Here is a 23,756-nt window from a genome sequence, read left to right as displayed (position 1 = left end):
CCATGTTCCCAGACCGTATCTTCTCCGGCATGCGGCCCACCGGGTCGTTGCACCTCGGCCACTATCACGGCGTGCTGAAAAACTGGGTGCGGCTGCAGTCCGAGTACCCGTGTTTCTTTTGCGTAGTCGACTGGCATGCGCTGACGACGCACTACGAAACGCCCGAAGTGATTGAAAAGAACGTGTGGGACGTGCTGGTCGACTGGCTCGCCTCGGGTATCGATCCGGCGCAGGCTACGCTCTTCATCCAGAGCAAGGTGCCCGAACATGCGGAACTGGCGTTGCTGCTCGGCATGAGCACACCGCTTGGCTGGCTGGAACGTGTGCCGACCTACAAGGAGCAGCAGGAGAAGCTGAAGGACAAGGACCTGTCTACTTACGGCTTCCTCGGCTATCCGGTGCTGATGGCGGCGGACATTCTGCTGTATCGCGGCTCGCTCGTGCCGGTCGGCGAAGATCAGGTGCCGCACGTCGAAATGACGCGTGAAATCGCCCGCCGCTTCAACTATCTGTACGGCCGCGAACCGGGCTTCGAAGAGAAGGCGAATGACGCGGCCAAGAAGCTGGGCGGCAAGCGCGCCAAGCTTTATCACGAGCTGCGCAACGCCTACCAGCAGGAAGGCGACGACGAAGCACTCGAGCAGGCGCGCGCGATGTTGCAGGAATCGCAGAGCCTGTCGATGAGCGACCGCGAGCGTCTGTTCGGCTACCTCGAAGGTTCGCGCAAGATCATTCTGGTCGAGCCGCAGGCCATGCTGACCGAAGCGTCGCGTATGCCGGGTCTGGACGGTCAGAAGATGTCGAAGTCGTACGGCAACACGATCGGCCTGCGCGAAGACGCGGAAACGATCACGAAGAAGGTTCGCACCATGCCGACCGATCCGGCCCGTGTGCGCCGCACCGATCCGGGCGATCCGGACAAGTGCCCGGTGTGGCAACTGCACCAGGTCTACACGGACGAAGCCACGCACGAATGGGTGCAAAAGGGCTGCCGCAGTGCGGGAATCGGTTGTCTCGACTGCAAGCAGCCGGTGATCGAAGGCATTTTGCGCGAGCAGCAACCGATGCTCGAGCGCGCGCAGAAATACATGGACGATCCGTCGCTGCTGCGCGCGATCGTCGCCGACGGCTGCGACAAGGCCCGCAGGTTCGCCACGGAAACGATGCGTGACGTGCGCGAGGCGATGGGCCTGTCGTACAACTGATCGCCGCGCAGAAGCGATGAGCACGCCCGTTGCCGCCATGTTGAACGGTTCCTCGCACGGAAACGGCGAACCGTCGCGCTGGGTGCGCCACTGGGCGCATCTGGTCGAGGCGGGCGGCGCGGTGCTCGACGTGGCGTCGGGGGCTGGGCGGCATGCGCGGTTCTTCGCCTCGCTGGGTCATCCGGTGACCGCGCTCGACCGCGATGCGGCGGCGCTGGATGCGATGCGTGACGAGCCGCTCGTCACTACGCTCCAGGCCGATATCGAAGGCGCCGCGTGGCCCTTGCCCGCCGACGCGAAATTCGCCGGGATCGTGGTCACGAACTACCTGCACCGACCGCTGTTTCCGCAGTTGTTACGCTCGCTCGCATCCGGCGGCGTACTGGTTTACGAGACCTTCGCGCAAGGCAACGAAAGAGTCGGCAAACCGTCTAATCCGGCGTTTTTGCTCGCGCCCGGCGAGTTGCTCGAGGTGGTGCGCGGCCACCTCCGGGTGGTCGCGTTTCAAGACGGATTTCTCGCGCAGCCGCGCCCGGCTTACGTCCAGCGGATATGCGCAATTATGGAGGCGGATCGCTCAGCCGAGCGTGCAGAGGCGGCACCCCCGCGTTGTTACGAGCTGGCTGGCTAATCCGCTACAATCGCGGTTTACCTGATCAAATTCATGGCGTTTCATGACTAACGGCAATCAAAGCGGCAATCAAAGCGGCAATCAAAGCACCACTGGCGGCGTTCAGATTCGCGGCAGCATTCCTGCCATCATTACTCCGATGCTCGAAGACGGCGGCCTCGATCTGCCGGCGTTTCGCAAACTGATCGACTGGCACGTCGCAGAGGGCACGAACGCACTGGTCGTGGTCGGCACGAGCGGCGAGTCGGCCACGCTGACGGTCGAAGAACACGTGCTGATGGTCAAAACCGCAGTCGAGCACACGGCGGGCCGGATTCCGGTGATCGCGGGCTCGGGCGGCAACTCTACCGCCGAGGCTATCGAGCTCACGCGGCAGGCCAAAGAGGTCGGCGCGGACGCCACGCTGCAGGTCGTGCCGTACTACAACAAGCCGACCCAGGAAGGCATCTATCGCCACTTCGCGAAGATCGCCGAAACCGTCGATCTGCCGGTGATCCTGTACAACGTGCCGGGCCGTACCGTCGCTGATATGAGCAACGAAACGATTCTGCGTTGCGCGCAGGTGCCGGGCATCATCGGCGTGAAGGAAGCGACCGGCAATATCGATCGCGCCGCGCACCTGATCAAGTCGGCGCCCGCGCATTTCGGCATCTACAGCGGCGACGATCCCACGGCGATCGCGCTGATGCTGCTTGGCGGCCACGGCAATATTTCGGTGACCGCGAACGTCGCGCCGCGCGCAATGAGCGATCTGTGCAAAGCCGCGCTTGCCGCGGACGCGAAGACCGCTCGTGAGATTCATCTGAAACTCCTGTCGCTGCATAAGAACATGTTCGTCGAATCCAATCCGATTCCGGCGAAATGGGCTTTGCAGCAACTGGGTCGTGTGCAGGGCGGAATCCGCCTGCCGCTCACGCCGCTCGACGCGCAATACCACGAAGTGGTGCGCGGCGCGCTGCGCGAAGCGGGCCTGCTGGGTTAAGCGGGCTTGGCCCGCGGCACCCCCAGCGCTAACGAAAGCCTGTTACCGGCACTCCCTTAACCGACGTCGATCCAGCCCACGTTCCCGGCACACAGAACCAGGCACCGCGTTCCAGCATCACGAAGGACCTCATGAAACGTTCCGCACTTTCCCTCCACGCAACCCGCATGGCGGCGCTGGCGCTTGCCCTGGTGACGCTCGCCGGCTGTGACACGCTGAACGACTGGTTTGCCTCCGACCGCGTCAACTACAAGGGCGCGGGCAGCGCACCGCCGCTCGCCGTTCCGGGCGATCTGACCACCACACAGACCGATCAGCGCTACGTGGCGCCGCCGGCCAATCTGGCGCTGGGCGGCTCGCCGCAGCGCGCGGTCACCGCCGCGGGCAATTCCACCGAAGGTCAGCCGAATGCGCAGGACCCGCTGGGCATGCATATCGAGCGTGACGGCGATCGTCGCTGGCTGGTCGTCGACGGCCGCACGCCGGAACAACTGTGGCCGCAGTTGCAGGAGTTCTGGCAGGAAAACGGCTTCGCTCTGAAAACCGATGCGCCGGCCACCGGCATCATGACCACCGACTGGGCTGAAAACCGCGCCAATATTCCGGACGACTGGTTCCGTCGCACGGTCGGCAAGGTGATCGACTTCGCGTATTCGTCGGGCACCCGCGACAGCTTCCGCACGCTCGTGTCGCGCGGGCCGGCTGAGACGACCGACATCTCGATCACGCATAGTGCAATGGAAGAAATGCTGACGGGCCAGGACAAGACGTCGTCGCGGTGGGAAGAGCGTCCGCGCGATCCGGCACTGGAAGCGCTGTTCCTGACCAAGTTGATGCAGAAATTCGGCCTGACCGACGCGCAATCGAAGCAGCTCCTGACCGACGCCCGCCCGGCCACTGCGCCGGCCACGATTGACCAGAGCGCCGGCGCATCGACGCTCGACCTGCAGGAATCGTTCGACCGCGCCTGGCTGCGCGTGGGTCTCGCGCTCGACCGTACCAACTTCACCGTCGACAACCGCGACCGTTCGAAAGGCATCTACTACGTGCGTTACGCGGACTCGATGCAGGAGCTGAAGAAGGAAGGGCTGTTCGGCAAGCTGTTCTACAGCGGCAATTCGTCGAAGAAGCCGGGTCAGGAATTCCTCGTCAATGTGCGCTCGAAGGGCGACACCGTGACGCAGGTGGCGGTGCTGGACGCGAACGGGCAGGTGGATAACTCGTCCGACGCGCAACGCATCGTGACGCTGTTGCACGCACAACTGAACTAAGCGGACTGTGCGCTTCGCCAGTCTCGGCAGCGGCAGTGAAGGCAATGCCATGCTGGTGGAAGCGCACAGCGGCGCGACCACCACGCGCGTTCTGCTTGATTGCGGTTTTTCAGCCAAGGAAGTCGAGCGGCGTTTAACGCGGCTCGGAGCGGGTGTCGAAGGTCTCGACGCTATTCTGATTACGCATGAACACAGCGATCACATTGGCAGCGCGCTGACGCTGGCGCGCAAGTGGTCGATTCCGTTGTACATGAGCTGGGGCACCGCCCGCGCGGTAGGTGCCGACGAGGCCGACGTCGACCTGCAGGTGCTGTGGGGCGACGAAGCGGTAGCGATCGGCGACCTCAGCATCCTCCCTTACACCGTTCCCCACGACGCCCGCGAGCCGTTGCAATACGTGCTCTCCAATGGTGCGAGCCGGCTTGGCGTGCTGACCGATGTCGGCACCTCCACGCCGCACATCAGTGCGGTGCTGAGCGGTTGCGACGCGCTGGTGCTCGAATGCAATCACGACGTGCGGATGCTGGCGGGTAGCCGGTATCCGCAATCGCTGAAGGCACGCATCGGCGGCAATCATGGACATCTGAACAACGAAGCCGCGGCTGAAATTCTGGCCTCGCTCGATCGTTCGCGCTTGCGCCATCTGGTGGCCGCCCATCTGAGCCAGCAGAACAACACGCCGGAGCTGGCGCAGGCTGCCATGGCAGGCGTGCTGGGCGCTGCGCCGACCGAAGTAGTGGTCGCTTCCCAGGATGAAGGGTTTGCGTGGCTGAGCTTGTGATCCAATCCTGATGGTCTCTCATCGCCGTGTGCTGAGATTCGCCGTCGCCGCACAGGCAGTGCAATAAAAAAGCCCATGACGATTGCTCGCCATGGGCTTTTTCTTTAAGGCCGACTTATGGGGCGCCACGAGGGCGCCGTGCCTTTGCGTCAGGTTAGTTGCGGTTGCCGCCGAAAATGCCGAGCAGCGCAAGCAGGTTGACGAACACGTTGTACAGATCCAGATAGATCGCAAGCGTAGCGGTGATGTAGTTCGTCTCGCCGCCGTTCACGACGCGCTGGACGTCGAACAGCATGTAAGCCGAGAAGATCACGATTGCCATCACCGACACCGTCAGCATCAACGCGGGCAGATGCAGGAACACGTTCGCGACCGAAGCCAGCAGCAGCACGATCACGCCCATGAACAGCCACTTGCCGAGACCCGAGAAGTCGCGCTTGCTGACCGTGGCGATCGTTGCCATGGAGGCGAAGATCACACCAGTGCCACCAAAGGCGAGCATGATCAGCGACGGGCCGTTCGAAAAACCGAGCACGAAGCTCAGGATGCGCGACAGCATCAGGCCCATGAAGAACGTGAAGCCGAGCAGCACGAACACGCCGATGGCGCTGTCTTTGGTTTTCTGGATGGCAAACATGAAGCCGAAGGCGATCGCGAAGAACGCCAGCATGCTCATGCCGGGACTGGTAGCGGCGAACAGCGAGAAACCGGTTGCCACGCCCACCCACGCGCCGAGCACCGTCGGGATCATTGACAGTGCCAGCAGCCAATAGGTGTTTCGCAGTACGCGGTTGCGCGTTTCGACCGTGCTGACCGCGCCATTGCGGCCAAAGCTATACGGATGATCGTTCATGGTCTCTCCTTACCTCAGAAGCGTGTTGCGTATGGTTGTGCCGCGGTTGTGTAGCGGGCCGTGCTGCGGGGCCGTACTGCGCCGGACGGGATTTTTACCGCCGCTCGCAGCCTGTCCATCCCTAAGATTGATGCGGTGGCACAGAGTTTCAATGCCCGGAAAATGTCTACACGGCTACGCTACCAGCATTCAGAAACTCCTGCTTGGTTTCTTTCAATGCTGTAAGGGTTCAATCGCAATCATACACGGGAACATGCTACAATAGCGGATTCATTTGAATCTGTAACCTCTTAATTTTTTGGAGTTTTTATGGCGATCGAACGCACCCTGTCGATTATCAAGCCGGACGCAGTGGCCAAGAACGTGATCGGTCAGATCTACAGCCGTTTCGAAAACGCTGGCCTGAAGATCGTGGCTTCGCGCATGGTTCACCTGTCGCGCGCTGACGCAGAGAAATTCTACGCTGTGCACGCTGCACGCCCGTTCTTCAAGGACCTGGTCGATTTCATGATCTCGGGCCCGGTGGTCGTGCAGGCGCTGGAAGGCGAAAATGCGATCCTGAAGCACCGCGAGCTGATGGGCGCGACGGATCCGAAGAAGGCGGAAAAGGGCACGATTCGCGCGGATTTCGCCGACAGCATCGACGCTAACGCGGTGCACGGTTCGGACGCTGCTGAAACGGCTGCGGTTGAAATCGCGTTCTTCTTCCCGCAAGTGAACGTCTACTCGCGTTAAGCGGGTTTGGGCCGGGTTGGGCGCGTCTGATCGCGCCTGATCTGTAAGGGCTATTCGCGCAATTCGAGCGCAGCCGTTGGATTTGTCGCACGAATTCGCACGAACAGCCCGGCAAAGTAGTAAGGTAAAGCAGCAGGAATGGGCGCGAACGGCATTGCGTTCATGCAGCTTGTTGCATGAATGTAGTCTCGCACTGAAATGGCAGGATTCGATATGACGAGCAGTTCCACCGTCAACCTTCTCGACCTCGACGCCCAAGGGCTTGTCGCCTACTGCGACAGCCTGGGCGAGAAGCCGTTTCGCGCCAAGCAATTGCAACGCTGGATCCACCAATACAATGCTGCCGACTTCGACGGCATGACCGATCTGGCGAAGTCCTTGCGCGAAAAGCTCAAAGGGCGCGCAACAATCACGATGCCCGGCATCGTCAGCGACAATATTTCGACCGACGGCACACGCAAGTGGCTGATCGACGTCGGCAACAGCAACGCAGTTGAAACCGTTTACATCCCCGAAGAAACGCGTGGCACGCTGTGCGTGTCGTCGCAGGCCGGGTGCGCGGTCAACTGCCGGTTCTGTTCGACCGGCAAACAGGGTTTCTCCCGCAATCTCACCACCGGCGAAATCATCGGCCAGCTGCGCATGGCCGAGTTCGCGTTGCGCGCAACGCGCGGCACGGACGGCGGGCGCGCCACGGGTGGTGACGGCAAGGGCGAGCGCGTCGTCACGAACGTCGTGATGATGGGCATGGGCGAGCCGCTGCTCAACTACGACGCGGTCGTGCCCGCCATGCGCCTCATGCTGGACGACAACGCATACGGCCTGTCGCGCCGGCGCGTCACGCTCTCCACCTCGGGCGTAGTGCCGATGATGGACCGGCTCGGCGCCGACCTGCCGGTGGCGCTCGCGGTATCGTTGCATGCGCCGAGCGACCCGCTGCGCGACATGCTGGTGCCGCTGAACAAGAAGTATCCGCTGCGCGAATTGATGGCCGCCTGTCAGCGCTATCTGAAAGTTGCGCCGCGCGATTTCATTACATTCGAATATTGCATGCTCGACGGCGTGAACGACAGTGAAGCGCAGGCGCGCGAGTTGCTGGCCGTTACGCGTGACGTACCGTGCAAGTTCAACCTGATTCCGTTTAATCCGTTCCCGGAGTCGGGCCTCATCCGCTCGAAGCCGGAACAGATCAAGCGGTTTGCACAAGTGTTGATGGACGCGGGCGTCGTCACCACGGTGCGTAAAACACGCGGCGATGATATCGACGCTGCCTGCGGTCAGTTGGCTGGTGCGGTGAAAGATCGCACGCGCCTCGCTGAGCGCACCGGGAAGGCGGCGAAAGTTATCGAGGTTCGTGCCGTGTAATCGTGCGAGGCGACAGGGCGCGGGCGTTCGGAGGAAAGACACCCGGGCGCGCCAAAACCCTCCATGCCATCCGCGATTGAAAAGAAAGTTTGCAGAATCGATCGGAAGCGGCACACAAGGCCGCGCATTTTGTTATAAACGGTCTGCGATTCGGGCGTGAGGCTTTGGCCGATCCGGGTTGCACAAGTGAAAAAGAATCGACGCGAAAGGATTTGGGATGAGTGAGCCGCAGCACCCGCAGCCGCATGACACAGACGCAAACGAAGGCCATCCGGCGCCGGTCGCGCGGGCGGTGGTGCAGCCTGTTGCGCAACCGGACCTGACGGGTCTGGATTCGTTGGCAGCGGTTGGCGCGCGCTTGACCCAATTGCGTGAGTCGAAGAGCTGGACGATCGAAGACGTCTCGGCGCGGCTGAAGGTGTCCGTCGCCAAGTTGCGTGCGCTCGAATCGGGCGACATCAGCCATTTGCCGGATACGACCTTTGCGCTTGGCGTGGTGCGCAGCTACGCAAAGATGCTCGGCGCCGATCCCACGCCGTTCACGCAGGCTTTGCGCCGCGAGAAGGGTGTGCCCGCGCCGGATCTGTCGATGCCGGCTTCGTCCGGCAAGGATTTGCCGCGCGGCCGTGTATCGCTGTCGCTGGGCGGCAGCGGGCAAAAGAGCCGCTCATGGCTATGGGGCATTGCGGCGGTGATCGTCGCGGTGATCGCGCTCGGCATGTGGCATACCAATGGCGGCGAGTCGTCGGCATGGCTCGCACGATTGAAGGCGAGCGCTAACGGCGCCGCAGGCGGCGCGACCGGAGCATCGGGCGCGGTGGCGCAAGGTCAGGCGGCAAGTTCCGAGGCAACGGCGGAAGACGCCGCTTCAGCGCCGGAAACGCAGGCCGCGACGGATAACGCAGCGTCAGCTATACCGATGCCTGCACCGCTGGCGACCGGTACGGCGCCGTCTTCCGCGCCGGCTGTCACGGCCGCAGCGGTCGCGCCGAAGGCAGGGCCGCAGGTTCAGGCCCAGCAGACGCAAGCCGCGGCGCAAGGCGCGAGCGCGCCGGTGGTTGCCGCGATAGGCGCGCCGGACACGGCGGCGCCGGCTGCAGGTGAGGCGATTGTCGCGTTGCGCGTGACGCAAGATAGCTGGTTCAGCGTGCGTGGCAAGGACGGCAAGGAGGTATTCTCCGGCCTCGTGCACGCGGGCGACACGAAGGAAGTGACGGGAGCCGCGCCTTTCAAGATTACGGTCGGCAACAAGGCGGGTCTCGAGTCGCTTACCCTCGATGGCCAGCCGGTCGATCCGGCGAAATATTCGGCAGCCAAGGGCAACGTTGCGCGCTTCGCGTTGCCTTGATAGATACGGTATGCGTCGCGGCCAACCGGGTCGCGGCGCTTTTTCAATTCAGGCGCTACATTTTTTGTGTAACGCCTGCGGCGTAAATGGGTTTTTCGATGCAATCCGAAGCTCAATCCCAATCCAGTAGCAAGATCGTTTCAAACGAGCCGGTGTTCGGCGGCCACGCTGCGCGGCGCAAGTCGCACGCGGTCGATGTCCGCTGGGGCGGCCAGCTCGTCACCATCGGCGGCGATGCACCGGTGCGCGTGCAGTCGATGACCAACACCGACACCGCGGACGCGATCGGCACGGCGATCCAGATCAAGGAACTGGCGCAAGCCGGTTCGGAGCTGGTGCGTATCACGGTCAACACGCCGGAAGCGGCGGCGGCCGTGCCGGCTGTTCGCGAGCAGCTCGACCGCATGGGCGTGTCGGTGCCGCTGGTCGGCGATTTTCATTACAACGGCCATTTGCTGCTGCGCGATTACCCCGCGTGCGCGGAGTCGCTGTCGAAGTACCGGATCAACCCGGGCAATGTCGGCCACGGCGCGAAGCGCGACACGCAGTTCGCGCAAATGATCGAAGCGGCGGTGAAGTACGACAAGCCGGTGCGGATCGGCGTCAACTGGGGCAGTCTCGACCAGGATCTGCTCGCGAAGATGATGGACGAAAACGCCGCGCGCGCCACGCCGTGGGAAGCGCAGAGCGTAATGTACGAAGCGCTGATCCAGTCGGCGATTGGTTCGGCGGAGCGCGCGGTCGAAATCGGCCTGCCGCGCAACAAGATCATTTTGTCGTGCAAGGTCAGCGGCGTGCAGGATCTGATCGCGGTGTATCGTGAACTCGCACGCCGTTGCGAATTCGCGCTGCATCTTGGTCTGACCGAAGCGGGTATGGGTTCGAAGGGCATCGTGGCGTCAACGGCTGCGTTGTCGGTGCTGCTGCAGCAAGGCATTGGCGACACGATCCGTATCTCGCTGACGCCTGAACCGGGCGGCCCGCGCACGGGTGAAGTGATCGTCGGTCAGGAGATTCTGCAGACCATGGGCCTGCGTTCGTTCACGCCGATGGTGATCGCGTGCCCGGGTTGTGGCCGTACCACCAGCACGCTGTTCCAGGAACTGGCGTCGCAAATCCAGACCTATCTGCGCACGCAGATGCCGGTATGGCGTGATCAGTATCCTGGCGTCGAGAAGATGCACGTCGCGGTGATGGGCTGCATCGTCAATGGTCCGGGTGAATCGAAGCAGGCGAATATCGGCATCAGCTTGCCGGGTTCGGGCGAAAATCCGGCCGCGCCGGTGTTCATCGACGGCGAGAAGGTCAAGACGCTGCGCGGTGACAACATCGCGCAAGAATTCCAGCAAATCGTGAGTGACTACGTCGAGCGCCGCTATGGCCGCGCCGAAGCACTCAACTAAAAACCGTCAATCGAAGACAGATGACTGAACAGAAGAAAAAGCTTGAAAAGTTGTCCGGCGTGAAGGGCATGAACGACATCCTTCCGCAGGAAGCTGGGCTGTGGGAGTTTTTTGAAGCGACCGTCAAGTCGATGCTGCGTTCGTACGGATACCAGAATATCCGTACGCCGATCATCGAGCATACGCAGTTGTTCAAGCGCGGTATCGGCGAGGTGACCGATATCGTCGAGAAAGAAATGTACAGTTTCACCGACGCGTTGAACGGTGAAAATCTGACAATGCGCCCGGAAAACACGGCTGCAGTGGTGCGCGCGACGATCGAGCACAACATGTTGTACGACGGTCCGAAGCGCCTGTGGTACATCGGCCCGATGTTCCGTCACGAGCGTCCGCAGCGCGGCCGTTACCGGCAGTTCCATCAGGTCGGCGTGGAAGCATTGGGTTTTGCCGGCCCGGACACCGACGCTGAAATCATCATGATGTGCCAGCGTTTGTGGGACGACCTCGGCCTGATCGGTATCAAGCTCGAACTCAATTCGCTGGGTCTCGCGGAAGAGCGCGCGGCGCATCGCGTCGAGTTGATCGCTTACCTCGAAAAGCACATGGACGTGCTCGACGAAGAGGCGAAGCGCCGTCTGTACACGAACCCGCTGCGCGTGCTCGATACGAAGAATCCGGCCATGCAGGAAGTCGCGCAGAACGCACCGAAACTGATCGATTTTCTCGGCGAAGAATCGCGCGCGCATTTCGAAGGCCTGCAGCGCATCCTGAAGGCGAACAACATTCCGTTCACGATCAATCCGCGTCTCGTGCGCGGTCTCGATTATTACAATCTGACCGTGTTCGAATGGGTGACCGACAAGCTCGGCGCGCAAGGCACGGTCGCGGCCGGCGGCCGTTACGATCCGCTGATCGAACAGCTCGGCGGGAAGCCGACGGGCGCTTGTGGCTGGGCAATGGGCGTTGAGCGTATCCTCGAGTTGCTGAAAGAAGAGCAGCTCGTGCCGGAAGATGAAGGTTGCGACGTTTACGTGGTCCATCAGGGCGACGCCGCGCGCGAACAGGCCTTTATCATCGCGGAGCGTTTGCGCGATACGGGGCTCGACGTCATCCTGCATTGCAGCGCGGACGGCCAGACGGCGAGCTTCAAGTCGCAGATGAAGCGTGCCGACGCGAGCGGCGCGGCATTCGCGGTGATTCTCGGCGAAGACGAGATCGCCAACGGCACGGTCGGCGTCAAACCGCTCCGTGATACAAGTTCTAACGGCGGTAAAAACGAGCAACATAATGTGCCCGCCCAAGACTTGACCGAATTTCTAATCAATGCGATGGTTGCAACCGCCGAAGACGGCGACGACTGATCGCGATGTCGTCGAGCCGGTTGGCTGCCAATCAGGCTCGACACGCACACGTATCAAGAAAGAGGAAATCGCCGGGCGATGAGTTACCACGACGAACAAGAATCGATTGAAAGTCTGAAAGCATGGTGGACGCAGTGGGGTAATGCCACCACGTGGATCGTGCTGGTGGCGTTGGTCGCCGCAGCGGGCTGGAACGGCTGGAATTTCTGGCAGCGGCGCCAGGCGGCGGAAGCCGCGGTGCTGTACGACCAGGTGCAGCAAGCGGTGGCATCGGGCGACAAGGCGAAGATCACGCGGGTCGCCGCCGACATGGAAGACAAGTTCAGCCGTACCGCGTATGCGCAGATGACCGCGCTGGGCGCCGCCAAGGCGCTGTACGCAGCAGGCGACGAAGCCGCCGCGAAGGCCCAGTTGCAATGGACCATCGATAACGCGAAAGACGACGAGTTCAAGCAGATCGCCAAGTTGCGTCTGGCTTCGCTGCTGCTCGACGACAAGGCGTACGATCAGGGCCTCGCACTGCTCGCCGAACCGCAGTCCGATGCGTTCAAGGGCATTGTGGCGAACGGCCGCGGTGATCTGCTTGCTGCTCAAGGCAAGCGTGACGATGCGCGCACGGCTTACAAGCTCGCGCTCGACTCGCTGTCGAAAAACGATAGCTCGGCTCGTCAGTTGATACAGTTCAAGCTGGATGCGCTGGGCGGCTGATCGCCGCATGCAGCGCGCCGCATGACACGACCAACCGGTCTCCTTTAATTTATTTCCTGAATGCTTCGTCCACCGATGAATCTGCTGAAACGTTACGCTGTGCCCGTTGCCTGTGCGATGACCGTCCTCACCATGGCGGCTTGCTCATCCACGAAAGACGAGCGCCGCGTGCCGACGCCGCTCACCGAGTTCAAACCCGTGCTCGACGTGCAGCAGGCGTGGAAGACAAGCGTGGGCAAGGCGGGTCGTTACCTGTTCTCGCCGGTCGCCGTCGGCAACGCGGTGTACGCGGCCGGCGCGAACGGCTCGGTTGCGAAGATCGACGCGCAGACCGGCAAGGACATCTGGCGCATCAAGCTGCATGACGATCTGTCGGCGGGTGTCGGCAGCGACGGCACGCTCACGGCGGTCGGCGGCCTGAAGGGCGATGTCTACGTGCTCGGCGCGGACGGCAAGCAGTTGTGGACCGCCAAGGCGCCTGGCGAAATCATCTCGCCGCCGCTGGTCGGCAATGGCCTCGTGGTGGTGCGTACGGTCGACGGTCAGATCGTCGCGTTCAACGCGCAAACCGGCGAGCAGAAGTGGAACTACCGCAACCGCGCGGTGCCGCTCAATCTGCGCGTCTCGTCGGGCATGACGTTCGCGGGCGATGCCGCTGTGCTGGCCGGTTTCCCGGGTGGCGCGTTCGCCGCGATCAATGTGCAGACGGGCGACAACTACTGGCAAACGCCGGTGTCGTATCCGAAGGGCGTGACGGAAGTGGAGCGCATCAATGACGTGACAGGCCCGCCCACGCTGGTCGGTTCGGAAACCTGCGCGGTGACGTTCCAGGGTCAGATTGGCTGCTTCGATGCGAACTCGGGCCGCGCGTTGTGGGAAAAAGCGTTCTCGAGCACGAGCGGCCTGGCGCAGGATGACCGCGCCGTGGTGGCGGCCGACGACTGGTCGGTGGTGTCGGCGTTCGACGTCAGCAGCGGCGCGCCGCTGTGGAAGAACGACAAGCTGAAGAACCGCGAACTCGGCGTCCCGTATATCCTGGGTCACGCCGCCGTGCTGGGCGACTATCAGGGTTACGTGCACTTCCTGTCGCGCGACGACGGCACACTCGTGGCCCGTGTGAAGACCGACGGCACCCCGATTACCGCGGCACCGGTGCTGGCCGGCGAGACGCTGGTTGTGCAGACGCACGACGGCGACCTGTACGGCTATCGCCCGCGCTAATCGCGCAGGCCATAGTAGGTAGTCAAGCGTGCAGGCCGGCTTTGCCGGCCGCGCGCGTTTTTGTAGTGCAGCAGAGTAACCAGAAATATTCCGCCGGACTGGCTGGTCCGGCAAGTCGGATCAGAAACGGCCCAGGTGGCCATCGGTGGCTGCTTGCGGCGCCACCTTCAGCGGCGCCTTCGTAGATTTCGTCGATACGGCGGAGAATCGTATCGAACGGGCGTGCGAGCCGTTGAGCAGGAAAGACTGAGCCTGGCGGCCCATTGGCGCCGCCCCATACAGCCAAACCCCCGTCCGCCCGGGTGCGCATATTGACAGCACATCCGGGGCTGGCCGAATTCGTGATAATTTTCGTCAAACGCTGCCGTGTAGCGGCCGCATGGCGTCGCTACGCGGCCGGTCGATTTCGATCCCGCGTTTCACCGTGAACAACATCTGATGAAACCCGTTATTGCCCTGGTTGGGCGCCCCAATGTGGGGAAATCCACGCTATTCAACCGTCTCACGCGTACGCGTGATGCGCTGGTTGCCGACCTGCCCGGTCTTACCCGCGACCGCCACTACGGCGAAGGTCGCGCCGGTGACCGGCCGTATCTGGTCGTCGATACCGGCGGTTTCGAGCCGGTCGCGAAAGAAGGCATCCTGCACGAGATGGCGCGTCAAACCCGCCAGGCGGTCGAGGAATCGGACGTCGTCGTGTTCATCGTCGACGGTCGCAACGGCCTCGCGCCGCAGGACAAGACGATTGCCGACTATCTGCGCAAGGTCGGCCGGCCGATCTTCCTCGTCGTCAACAAGGCGGAGGGGATGAAGTACAGCATGGTGGCGGCCGACTTCTACGAACTCGGCCTCGGCGATCCGCGCGCGATTTCCGCGGCGCACGGTGACGGCGTCACCGAAATGATCAATGACGCACTTGGCGTCGCGTACGCCGGGCAGCCGGAAGAAAGCGACGAGGAAAAAGAAACGCGCGGCGTGAAGATCGCGATCGTCGGCCGGCCGAACGTCGGCAAGTCGACCTTGATCAATGCGCTGGTGGGCGAGGAGCGCGTGATCGCGTTCGACATGCCCGGCACCACGCGCGATTCGATCTACGTCGACTTTGAACGTCAGGGCAAGCCGTACACGCTGATCGACACGGCCGGTTTGCGCCGCCGCGGCAAGGTGTTCGAAGCGATCGAGAAATTCTCGGTGGTGAAAACGCTGCAATCGATCTCGGACGCGAACGTCGTGATCCTGCTGCTCGACGCGCAGCAGGACATCTCGGAACAGGATGCCCACATCGCCGGTTTCGTGGTGGAGCAGGGCCGCGCGCTGGTGGTGGGGGTGAACAAATGGGACGGCCTCGATCCGCATGTGCGCGAGCGCACCAAGGCGGACCTCGAGCGCAAATTAAAATTTCTCGACTTCGCCAAATTCCACTTCATTTCCGCGGCGGAAAAAACCGGAATCGGCCCGCTGATGCGCTCGGTCGACTCCGCCTACGCCGCCGCCATGGCCAAGCTGCCGACGCCGAAGTTGACGCGCGCGCTGATCGATGCGGTGGAATTCCAGCAGCCGCGCCGACGCGGTCCGGTGCGCCCGAAACTGCGTTACGCGCACCAGGGCGGACAGAATCCGCCGATCATCGTGATTCACGGTAACGCGCTCGACGCGATCACCGAAACGTACAAACGCTACCTCGAAAACCGCTTCCGGGAAACTTTCAAGCTGACTGGGACTCCATTGCGCATAGAGTTCAGATCGTCGACGAACCCTTACGCGGACAAAGGCTGAAATCTAGGCTAACCCCAGGCTGAAACCCGCGTGTGCGTTGGGTTTGGCCGTCAGGCCAGCCCGCTCGCGCAAAAATGAAAATCGGCTATAGTGTAGCGGTTGACGGCGGATCTCTTTTTCTTCGTCGTCAATTTAGTCAACCTGCAAAAAAATACGGAGTTTGCTATGAGCAACAAAGGGCAATTGTTACAAGACCCGTTTTTGAACGCACTGCGTAAAGAGCATGTGCCGGTGTCGATCTACTTGGTCAACGGCATCAAGCTTCAAGGGAACATCGAATCGTTCGACCAGTACGTCGTGTTGCTCAGGAATACGGTCACCCAGATGGTCTACAAGCACGCAATTTCTACGGTCGTGCCGGCCCGTCCGGTGAATTTCCACCCGGATTCCGAACAGTCCTAACCCCCCGTCGCGGCCGGCGTAGCGTCGCCCGTTGGCGATTACTCCCGGCCGCCTCATTTTGATACCCTCCAATTTGATCAATGCAGCGCTTGTCGGCATCGACTTCGGTAAGATCGATTTCGAAGCCAGTCTCGAAGAACTCAGCCTGCTCGCGCAAAGCGCGGGCGCGAATCCCTTAGTCACCCTCACGGGGCGCCGGTCCAGTCCCGATGCCAAGATGTTCGTCGGCAGCGGCAAGGCCGAAGAATTGCGTCTTGCCTGTGAGGCGAACGACATCGAACTCGTCATTTTCAATCACGCTCTGGCACCTGCGCAGCAGCGCAATCTGGAGCAGGCGCTTAATCGCCGGGTGATTGACCGCACCAGCCTCATCCTCGATATTTTTGCGCAACGCGCCCGCAGCCACGAAGGCAAGCTGCAGGTGGAGCTCGCGCAGTTGCAGTACCTGTCGACGCGACTGATCCGCGCATGGACCCACCTTGAACGCCAGAAAGGCGGTATCGGTTTGCGCGGCCCTGGCGAAACACAGCTCGAAACCGACCGCCGTTTGATTGGCGAGCGCATCAAGGCGCTGAAAACCCGGCTCGAAAAACTGCGCCGTCAGCACGGCACGCAGCGCCGCGCGCGCAGCCGTAACCAGACCATGTCCGTGTCGCTCGTCGGCTACACGAACGCGGGCAAATCCACACTTTTCAATGCGCTGACGAAGGCCCAGGCGTACGCCGCCGACCAGCTGTTCGCCACGCTGGATACCACGTCCCGCCGCGTCTATCTCGGCGACGAGGCCGGCCAGGTGGTGGTATCCGACACGGTGGGTTTCATCCGCGAATTGCCTCACCAACTGGTGGCGGCTTTCCGCGCCACGCTCGAGGAAACCATCCACGCCGACCTGCTGCTGCATGTGGTCGACGCGTCGAGCGCCGTGCGTCTCGATCAGATCGATCAGGTGAACGAGGTGCTGCACGCAATCGGTGCGGACACGATCCGTCAGGTGCTGGTGTTCAACAAGATCGACGCCGTGCCTGAGTTGGCGGCCCGTGGCGACGCGGTCGAGCGGGATGAGTATGGTAATATTTCGCGCGTCTTTTTGAGCGCGCGCACGGGGCAAGGGCTGGATACATTGCGCGCTGCCATCGCTGAAATCGCTACTGCCGAACCTCTCTCCGATACGCTGGTCGATCTATCGGAAGAAGACCGGTCGGCAGCACCACGCGAGGACCGTAAGGTCTCAGAACTCGGGCACTGACCCGCTCCAATTGCACTGACCCGCTGTCTACTCTGGTGAACGAACACAGGTGAACGATTACAACGAGCGGAGTATCTGGCTGCGCATGCGCGCCATGCTGTCACTGAACGATCCGCGTTGGGGCCGGGGCGACGGCAATGGCAATGGCGAGCGCCAACGACCCAACGAACCCAAGCGTCCGCCGGCCAAGGACGGTGAAGGGCCGCCCGATCTCGATGAGATGTGGCGCGATTTCAACCGCCGTTTGAGCCGGGTGTTCGGCCGCAAGGGCGGCGGCGCGGGCGGCAGTGGCCGTCCGGACAACGGTCGCGGCGCGCGCATCGGCGTGGGCATTGTGATCGGCGTGTTGATCGCGATCTACCTCGGCAGCGGCGTGTTCGTCGTGCAGGATGGCCAGGCCGGTGTCGTGATGCAGTTCGGCAAGTATCGTTACACCGCGGGGCAGGGTGTGCATTGGCGCCTGCCGTATCCGTTCGAAGCGCATGAGCTCGTCAATATCGGCCAGATCCGCCAGGTGGAGATCGGCCGTAACAACGTGGTGCGTCTTGCCAACGTGAAGGATGCGTCGATGCTCACGCACGACGCCGACATCGTCGACGTGCGCTTTGCCGTGCAGTATCAGGTGAGCAAGCCGACCGACTATCTTTTCCGCAGTGTCGATCCCGAGCAGAGCGTGACGCAGGCCGCGCAGGCGGCGGTGCGCAGCATCGTCGGCGCGCGCAGCACCAACGACATCCTCTATCAGGATCGCGAAACAATTCGCCAGCAGCTGATGACGTCGATTCAGCAATCTCTGGATGAATACCAGTCCGGCCTCGCCGTGACCGGTGTGACGATCCAGGGCGTGCAGGTGCCCGACCAGGTGCAGGCTGCGTTCGACGACGCCGCCAAAGTACGTCAGGACAACGAGCGCGCCAAACGTGAGGCGCAGGCTTATGCCGCCGAGTTGCTGCCGCGCGCACAAGCCGACGTCGCGAACCAGATCGACGCCGCGAAAATGTATAGCGACAAGACCGTGGCCCAGGCGCAAGGCGACGCTGAGCGCTTCAAGCAGGTCTACGCACAGTACTCGAAAGCGCCCGCGGTGATTCGCGAACGCATGTACCTGGAAACCATGCAGCAGATCTATTCGAATACGACCAAGGTGTTTGTGGACAGCAAGAGCGGCAACAACGTGCTGTATCTGCCGCTCGACAAGCTGGTCGAACAGACCCGCCAGCGCGTGGCTGACGCTGCGGCGGCCGCTTCCGGCGCTGCCGTTGCGGCGGGTGCTGCCGTGCCGCAAGCTGCGAGCAGCGTTGCCGCGCCGTCTGCCGCTGCTTCCGCTCCTGCCGCGGTCGCAACGCCTGCCAGCCAGGCCGCGGCCAGCAGCGACGCACTGCGTTCACGCGACTCCTTCCGCAGCCGTATGCGTGAAGACGACGTTCAATAAGGAGCGCACATCATGAACAAGATCATTGCGCTCGTTGTTGCCGTCGTCATCGTGCTGTTCGCCGCATCGTCGATGGTATTCGTGGTCGACCAGCGGCATATGGCTGTGCTGTCCTCACATGGGGACACCGCGCCCGTTTTGCTCGGTCCGGGCCTGCACGTGAAGCTGCCGCCGCCGTTGCAAACGGTCACGCTGGTCGATAACCGCATCCAGTCGCTCGACGCGCCGGATGAGGATCGCTATGTCACGTCGGATAAGACCGATCTGCTGGCCAATCCGGTCATCAAATACCGCGTGACCGATCCGCTGAAGCTGCTCGCCGAAACCCGCGGCGACGTGCAAAGTCTGGCGGACCGCCTCGCGCTGCTGTCGCGCAGCGCGCTCGGCGACGCATTCGGCAAGGTCACGCTGACCGACGCGCTTGCGAAGCAACAAGCCATTGCCGACGAAGCACGCGGCACGATGGATAAAGCCGCGGCGTCGCTGGGCGTTTCGGTGCTCGACGTGCAACTTACGCGTGTCGATTTTCCTGCAGCGATGGCCGACTCGGTCTACAAGCGGATGATCGCCGTACGCGAGCAGGCTGCGGCCGACGAACGTGCGAAGGGCTCGGCCGAAGCCGATCAGATCAAGGCAGACGCCGTCGGCCAGCAACAGGCGATTCTCGCCGACGGCTATCGTCAGGCGCAAACCATCAAGGGCGAAGGCGATGCCAAGGCAGCGGAAATCGCGGCCGAAGCGTACGGCAGCGACCCGCAGTTCTACCAGTTTTATCAAAGCATGCAAGCGTATAAGAACACCTTCAAGCCAGGCGACGTGATCGTGGTCGACCCGAGCAGCGAGTTCTTCCGCTTCATGCGTAGCCCGACCGGTGGCACCGCCCCGGACGCTTCCGCGGTACCGCGCAAACACTGATAACCGGAACGCCGCGGCATCCGCATCGCGGCCCCTTCATTCGCATGGACATAGCCGGCTCGTTACTGCTCGCGATCGCATTGATGCTGATTATCGAAGGGATGTTTCCCTTCGTTTTTCCGAGCGCCTGGCGTGACACGTTCCGTAAAATAGCGGAACGGCCCCCGCATCAGATTCGCGTCGGCGGGCTGGTCGTGATGGTGCTCGGGTTGATCTTGCTGTTTATCGTGACCTGAAGGCGCTGCATCATAAGTGCCACCGCTGCGCGCCGTTGCGTTGGCCCCGTCTCCGTCTGAGTGGCATCAGCGGTGTGGCAACAGCGAGCTTTCAGCGGCGCAGGCCAGGAAGCTGGCTAAAAGAGCTAAACGAGCTAAAAGGGCTAAGGGCGCGAAGGGTTGTTCCGATACCCCCGCAATGCCCATAATGCCCGCGATAGCCGCCAGAATAGAGCCGTCGCCCGCCATTCATATACATTTTCCGGCGCCCTCAGCCGCCGTGTTCCAACGTCGTAGGACTGTATCGATGTCGACCTGGTTACTTCCCGAGAATATCGCCGACGTGCTGCCGTCGGAAGCCCGCAAGATCGAAGAATTGCGGCGCCATTTGCTGGACCGTTTCCGCTCGTACGGCTACGAGATGGTGATGCCGCCGCTGCTCGAATACATCGAGTCGCTGCTCACCGGCGGCGGGCACGATCTGAATTTGCGCACGTTCAAGCTCGTCGATCAGATGTCCGGGCGCACGCTCGGTCTGCGCGCCGACATTACGCCGCAGGTCGCGCGTATCGACGCGCACCTGCTGAACCGCCAGGGCGTGACGCGTCTTTGCTATGCCGGCAATGTGGCGCATACGCGTCCGCGCGGCCTGCACGCCACCCGTGAGCAGATCCAGATCGGCGCGGAAATCTACGGTCACGCCGGTCTCGAAGCGGATCTGGAAATCCAGCAGTTGATGCTCGACGCGCTGCGTCTGGCCGGCCTCGCGAAAGTGCGGCTCGATTTGTGTCACGCAGGCGTGCTCGCCGCGTTGATCGACGCGGAGCCTGCTGCTGCCGAGTTGGGTCAATCGCTCTACGACGCATTGGCCGGCAAGGATGTGCCGCGCCTCGTCGAGTTGACCGCCAATCTCACGCCGGTCACGCGCGACGCGTTGCGCTCGCTGCCCACGCTCTACGGCGACGCGTCGGTGCTCGACGAAGCGCGGGCACGTTTGCCGAACGCACCGGCCATCGCCCGCGCGCTCGACGACCTCGCGTTCCTCGCGAGCCAGGTGGACGGCGCCGAAGTCATGATCGACCTGGCCGATTTGCGTGGCTATGCATACCACAGCGGCGTGATGTTCTCGGCGTACGTGGACGGTGTGCCGAACGCGGTTGCGCGCGGCGGCCGTTACGACCACGTCGGGCAGGCCTACGGCCGCGCGCGCGCGGCCACCGGCTTTTCGCTCGACCTGCGCGAAGTCGCTCGCATTTCGCCCGTCGAAGCCCGCAGCAGCGCGATTCTCGCGCCGTGGCAGCACGACGACGCGCTGCGCGTGAGCGTCGCCGCATTGCGTGATGCCGGAGAAGTCGTGATCCAGGCGCTGCCTGGCCACGAACACGATCTGGACGAGTTCGCCTGCGACCGCGTGTTGGTCGAGCGCAACGGCGCGTGGGTCGTCGAACCCCGTTCCTGAGCGCGAATCGATAGATCGCCTGAGGGGCGTCCCAAGGGCATTTCAGAAGGCGTCCAAAGCGTCGCCTGACCCGGCGCGGCCACTCGCCGCGCTATTTCCCCTATACCCACCATAACGTGCATACCGTTGAGCGGAAACGGAAAAATTCGGAAGGTTCCGCGAACATAGGTAGAATACGTTTTTAACCAGCTTACGAAACAACATGTCTGCCAGCGCAGTGAATGTGAACCCCGGGCGCAACGTCGTCGTCGTGGGAACCCAGTGGGGTGATGAAGGCAAGGGCAAGATCGTCGACTGGCTGACGGACCACGCTCAAGGCGTCGTTCGCTTCCAGGGCGGTCACAATGCCGGTCACACGCTTATCATCGGCGGCAAGAAAACCATCTTGCGTCTGATTCCGTCGGGCATCATGCATCCCGGCGTCGCGTGCTACATCGGCAATGGCGTCGTGTTGTCGCCGGAAGCGCTGTTCAAGGAAATTGGCGAGCTCGAAGCCGCCGGGGTCGACGTTCAGAATCGCCTCTTCATTTCCGAAGCCACCACACTCATTCTGCCGTACCACATTGCTATCGACCAGGGCCGCGAAGCGCGCCGTGGCGCGAGCAAGATCGGCACGACCGGCCGCGGTATCGGCCCGGCCTACGAAGACAAGGTGGCGCGCCGTGGTTTGCGCGTGCAAGACCTGTTCGAGCCGGAGAGTTTCGCCGAACGTCTGCGTGAAAACCTCGACTATCACAACTTCGTGCTGACGCAATACCTGGGCGTCGCCGCGGTCGACTTCCAGCAAACGCTCGACACGATGCTGAGCTATGCCGACCGTCTGAAGCCGATGGTGACCGACGTGTCGCGCCGTCTGTACGACGAAAACGCAGCCGGCAACAATCTGCTGTTCGAAGGCGCGCAAGGCACGCTGCTCGACATCGACCACGGCACCTATCCGTTCGTCACGTCGAGCAACTGCGTGGCCGGTGCGGCTACCGCGGGTGCAGGCGTCGGTCCGCAAAAGCTGAACTACATTCTCGGCATCACCAAGGCGTATTGCACGCGTGTCGGTTCTGGCCCGTTCCCGAGCGAACTGTACGACGCGGACAACGCCGCGCGTCAGGAACCGATCGGCCTGGAACTCGCCAAGGTCGGCAAGGAATTCGGCTCGGTTACCGGCCGTCCGCGCCGCACCGGTTGGCTCGACGCCGCCGCGCTGCGCCGCTCGATCCAGATCAACGGCGTGTCGGGTCTGTGCATGACCAAGCTCGACGTGCTCGACGGTCTCGACGAAGTGAAGCTGTGCGTCGGCTACACGGTCGACGGCAAGAACGTCGACCTGCTGCCGCGTGGCGCATCGGAAGTCGCGCGTTGCGTACCGGTGTACGAAACCTTCGCAGGCTGGAAGGAAAGCACGGTCGGCATCACGGAATGGGACAAGCTGCCGGCCACCGCGCGTGCGTATCTGACGCGTGTGCAGGAAGTCGCGGGCATTCCGATCGACATGGTGTCGACCGGTCCGGATCGCGATGAAACGATTCTGCTTCGTCATCCGTTCAAGGTTTAAGCCATGGTGCAAGGTGTACCCATGATTGCGATGAAAGACCCGCGCAACGACGACAAGAATCTGTGGGTCGGCTGGGACGAGTATCACCGGCTGATCGAACTGCTGGCGTTGCAGGTGCACGAGTCGGGCTGGAAGTTCGACAAGATCCTGTGCCTCGCGCGGGGCGGTTTGCGCGTCGGCGATCAACTCTCGCGTATTTACGATCTGCCGCTGGCGATTCTCGCCACCAGTTCGTACCGCGAAGCGGCCGGCACGGAGCAGGGCGAGCTCGACATCGCGCAATACATCACGATGACGCGCGGCGAGTTGCACGGCAACGTGCTGCTGGTCGACGACCTGGTCGATTCGGGCGTGACGTTGGCGCGCGTACAGCAGCATCTGAAGGAACGCTATCCGGCGATCACCGCGGTGCGCTCGGCGGTGCTCTGGTACAAGGGCTGCTCGAAAGTGAAGCCCGACTACCACGTGCAGTATCTGCCGACCAATCCGTGGATTCATCAGCCGTTCGAGGAGTGGGACACGGTTCGTCCGCACAACCTCGGTGCGTGGATCAAGCGCGGTATGCAGCAGGAGCAGGAATCGTCGGGCACGTGATGCGCGCTACGACGCCGTACTTATTGCGTCGTAGCCCGGTGCAGTGTCTGCGGAACGGAGCCCATTGGGCTCCGTTTTTTTGTGCCTCGAAAGTGTCTTAAATGTGCCTCAAATGCGCGTCGAATAGGCGCCGCTGCGTGTCCTGCGAACGGCACCTCGCAAAACGCGCATGCCTGCATGAATGAAAGGTCCGACGCAGCAGACGCGCCCAAATCGCAGTGCTACACTTCGCGGACCATCCACGTGGTGTATCCACAACAAGCCGGGCGGCGCTAGGCGGGCAGTTTAGAATAGCGGTCGTTTT

General features: G+C 62.4%; 22 protein-coding genes. 21 read left to right on the top strand and 1 reads right to left on the bottom strand.

The window, feature by feature from the left end; translation table 11 throughout:
• Nucleotides 1–2: 2 nt before the first annotated feature.
• From ACOSV0_RS12980 to ACOSV0_RS12960, 5 genes are all read left to right on the top strand, one after another.
• Entirely contained in the window at nucleotides 3–1,205 is a 1,203-nt protein-coding gene (locus ACOSV0_RS12980; protein WP_434106565.1) for a tryptophan--tRNA ligase, read from the top strand.
• Nucleotides 1,206–1,221: 16 nt separating this feature from the next.
• Nucleotides 1,222–1,836 (top strand): class I SAM-dependent methyltransferase, encoded by a 615-nt coding sequence (locus ACOSV0_RS12975; RefSeq protein WP_434106564.1) that lies wholly within the window; start codon nucleotides 1,222–1,224, stop codon nucleotides 1,834–1,836.
• 43 nt (nucleotides 1,837–1,879) lie between these two features.
• Nucleotides 1,880–2,818: a 4-hydroxy-tetrahydrodipicolinate synthase gene (dapA, locus tag ACOSV0_RS12970; RefSeq protein ID WP_434106563.1), complete on the top strand. Its 939-nt coding sequence runs from the start codon at nucleotides 1,880–1,882 to the stop codon at nucleotides 2,816–2,818.
• 131 nt (nucleotides 2,819–2,949) lie between these two features.
• Nucleotides 2,950–4,089 (top strand): outer membrane protein assembly factor BamC, encoded by a 1,140-nt coding sequence (bamC, locus tag ACOSV0_RS12965; protein WP_434106562.1) that lies wholly within the window; start codon nucleotides 2,950–2,952, stop codon nucleotides 4,087–4,089.
• A 7-nt stretch (nucleotides 4,090–4,096) separates the two neighbouring features.
• Entirely contained in the window at nucleotides 4,097–4,870 is a 774-nt protein-coding gene (locus ACOSV0_RS12960; protein ID WP_434106561.1) for an MBL fold metallo-hydrolase, read from the top strand.
• A gap of 154 nt (nucleotides 4,871–5,024) precedes the next feature.
• Here ACOSV0_RS12960 and ACOSV0_RS12955 read toward each other — a convergent pair whose 3' ends face one another.
• Nucleotides 5,025–5,723 carry a Bax inhibitor-1/YccA family protein gene (locus ACOSV0_RS12955; protein WP_434106560.1) on the bottom strand — a complete coding sequence of 233 codons (699 nt, stop codon included), beginning with the start codon at nucleotides 5,721–5,723 and terminating at the stop codon, nucleotides 5,025–5,027.
• Nucleotides 5,724–6,032: 309 nt separating this feature from the next.
• Between ACOSV0_RS12955 and ndk the strand changes: the two genes are divergently transcribed.
• The 16 genes from ndk (at nucleotide 6,033) to ACOSV0_RS12875 (ending at nucleotide 23,452) form a co-directional block, all read left to right on the top strand.
• On the top strand, nucleotides 6,033–6,458 hold the full coding sequence (gene ndk, locus ACOSV0_RS12950) for a nucleoside-diphosphate kinase (protein WP_408334185.1): 426 nt from the start codon (nucleotides 6,033–6,035) through the stop codon (nucleotides 6,456–6,458).
• A 213-nt stretch (nucleotides 6,459–6,671) separates the two neighbouring features.
• On the top strand, nucleotides 6,672–7,823 hold the full coding sequence (gene rlmN, locus ACOSV0_RS12945) for a 23S rRNA (adenine(2503)-C(2))-methyltransferase RlmN (protein WP_121112351.1): 1,152 nt from the start codon (nucleotides 6,672–6,674) through the stop codon (nucleotides 7,821–7,823).
• A gap of 217 nt (nucleotides 7,824–8,040) precedes the next feature.
• Nucleotides 8,041–9,171 carry a helix-turn-helix domain-containing protein gene (locus tag ACOSV0_RS12940; RefSeq protein WP_434106559.1) on the top strand — a complete coding sequence of 377 codons (1,131 nt, stop codon included), beginning with the start codon at nucleotides 8,041–8,043 and terminating at the stop codon, nucleotides 9,169–9,171.
• 86 nt (nucleotides 9,172–9,257) lie between these two features.
• Complete coding sequence (gene ispG / locus ACOSV0_RS12935) at nucleotides 9,258–10,574, top strand: flavodoxin-dependent (E)-4-hydroxy-3-methylbut-2-enyl-diphosphate synthase (RefSeq protein ID WP_434106558.1); 1,317 nt, start codon at nucleotides 9,258–9,260, stop codon at nucleotides 10,572–10,574.
• Nucleotides 10,575–10,594: 20 nt separating this feature from the next.
• Nucleotides 10,595–11,935 carry a histidine--tRNA ligase gene (hisS, locus tag ACOSV0_RS12930; protein WP_434106557.1) on the top strand — a complete coding sequence of 447 codons (1,341 nt, stop codon included), beginning with the start codon at nucleotides 10,595–10,597 and terminating at the stop codon, nucleotides 11,933–11,935.
• Nucleotides 11,936–12,013: 78 nt separating this feature from the next.
• The gene (locus tag ACOSV0_RS12925) at nucleotides 12,014–12,643 is read left to right on the top strand and encodes a YfgM family protein (RefSeq protein ID WP_434106556.1); all 630 of its coding nucleotides are present in this window, start codon (nucleotides 12,014–12,016) and stop codon (nucleotides 12,641–12,643) included.
• Nucleotides 12,644–12,718: 75 nt separating this feature from the next.
• Nucleotides 12,719–13,864, top strand: a complete 1,146-nt coding sequence (gene bamB, locus ACOSV0_RS12920) for an outer membrane protein assembly factor BamB (protein ID WP_434106555.1) — start codon at nucleotides 12,719–12,721, stop codon at nucleotides 13,862–13,864.
• Between the two features lie 438 nt (nucleotides 13,865–14,302).
• On the top strand, nucleotides 14,303–15,640 hold the full coding sequence (der, locus tag ACOSV0_RS12915) for a ribosome biogenesis GTPase Der (RefSeq protein WP_434106554.1): 1,338 nt from the start codon (nucleotides 14,303–14,305) through the stop codon (nucleotides 15,638–15,640).
• A gap of 165 nt (nucleotides 15,641–15,805) precedes the next feature.
• Nucleotides 15,806–16,042 (top strand): RNA chaperone Hfq, encoded by a 237-nt coding sequence (gene hfq / locus ACOSV0_RS12910; protein WP_006051315.1) that lies wholly within the window; start codon nucleotides 15,806–15,808, stop codon nucleotides 16,040–16,042.
• Nucleotides 16,043–16,100: 58 nt separating this feature from the next.
• A complete protein-coding gene (gene hflX, locus ACOSV0_RS12905; protein WP_063497996.1) occupies nucleotides 16,101–17,288 on the top strand; it encodes a GTPase HflX in 1,188 nt (395 codons plus the stop codon).
• Between the two features lie 49 nt (nucleotides 17,289–17,337).
• A complete protein-coding gene (hflK, locus tag ACOSV0_RS12900) occupies nucleotides 17,338–18,720 on the top strand; it encodes an FtsH protease activity modulator HflK (RefSeq protein WP_434106552.1) in 1,383 nt (460 codons plus the stop codon).
• Between the two features lie 12 nt (nucleotides 18,721–18,732).
• A complete protein-coding gene (hflC, locus tag ACOSV0_RS12895; protein WP_434106551.1) occupies nucleotides 18,733–19,635 on the top strand; it encodes a protease modulator HflC in 903 nt (300 codons plus the stop codon).
• A gap of 44 nt (nucleotides 19,636–19,679) precedes the next feature.
• On the top strand, nucleotides 19,680–19,871 hold the full coding sequence (locus ACOSV0_RS12890; protein ID WP_054041860.1) for a DUF2065 domain-containing protein: 192 nt from the start codon (nucleotides 19,680–19,682) through the stop codon (nucleotides 19,869–19,871).
• A gap of 286 nt (nucleotides 19,872–20,157) precedes the next feature.
• Entirely contained in the window at nucleotides 20,158–21,309 is a 1,152-nt protein-coding gene (locus ACOSV0_RS12885; protein ID WP_434106549.1) for an ATP phosphoribosyltransferase regulatory subunit, read from the top strand.
• Nucleotides 21,310–21,511: 202 nt separating this feature from the next.
• Nucleotides 21,512–22,858: an adenylosuccinate synthase gene (locus ACOSV0_RS12880; RefSeq protein ID WP_434106547.1), complete on the top strand. Its 1,347-nt coding sequence runs from the start codon at nucleotides 21,512–21,514 to the stop codon at nucleotides 22,856–22,858.
• Between the two features lie 3 nt (nucleotides 22,859–22,861).
• Complete coding sequence (locus tag ACOSV0_RS12875) at nucleotides 22,862–23,452, top strand: phosphoribosyltransferase (protein ID WP_097389666.1); 591 nt, start codon at nucleotides 22,862–22,864, stop codon at nucleotides 23,450–23,452.
• The last annotated feature ends 304 nt before the right edge of the window (nucleotides 23,453–23,756 follow it).

Source organism: Paraburkholderia caffeinilytica (assembly GCF_051027425.1).
GTDB classification, from domain to species: Bacteria; Pseudomonadota; Gammaproteobacteria; order Burkholderiales; family Burkholderiaceae; genus Paraburkholderia; species Paraburkholderia caffeinilytica_A.
The sequence above is the reverse complement of the archived record's forward strand: the minus strand, read 5'-3'. Positions and strand labels throughout refer to the sequence as shown.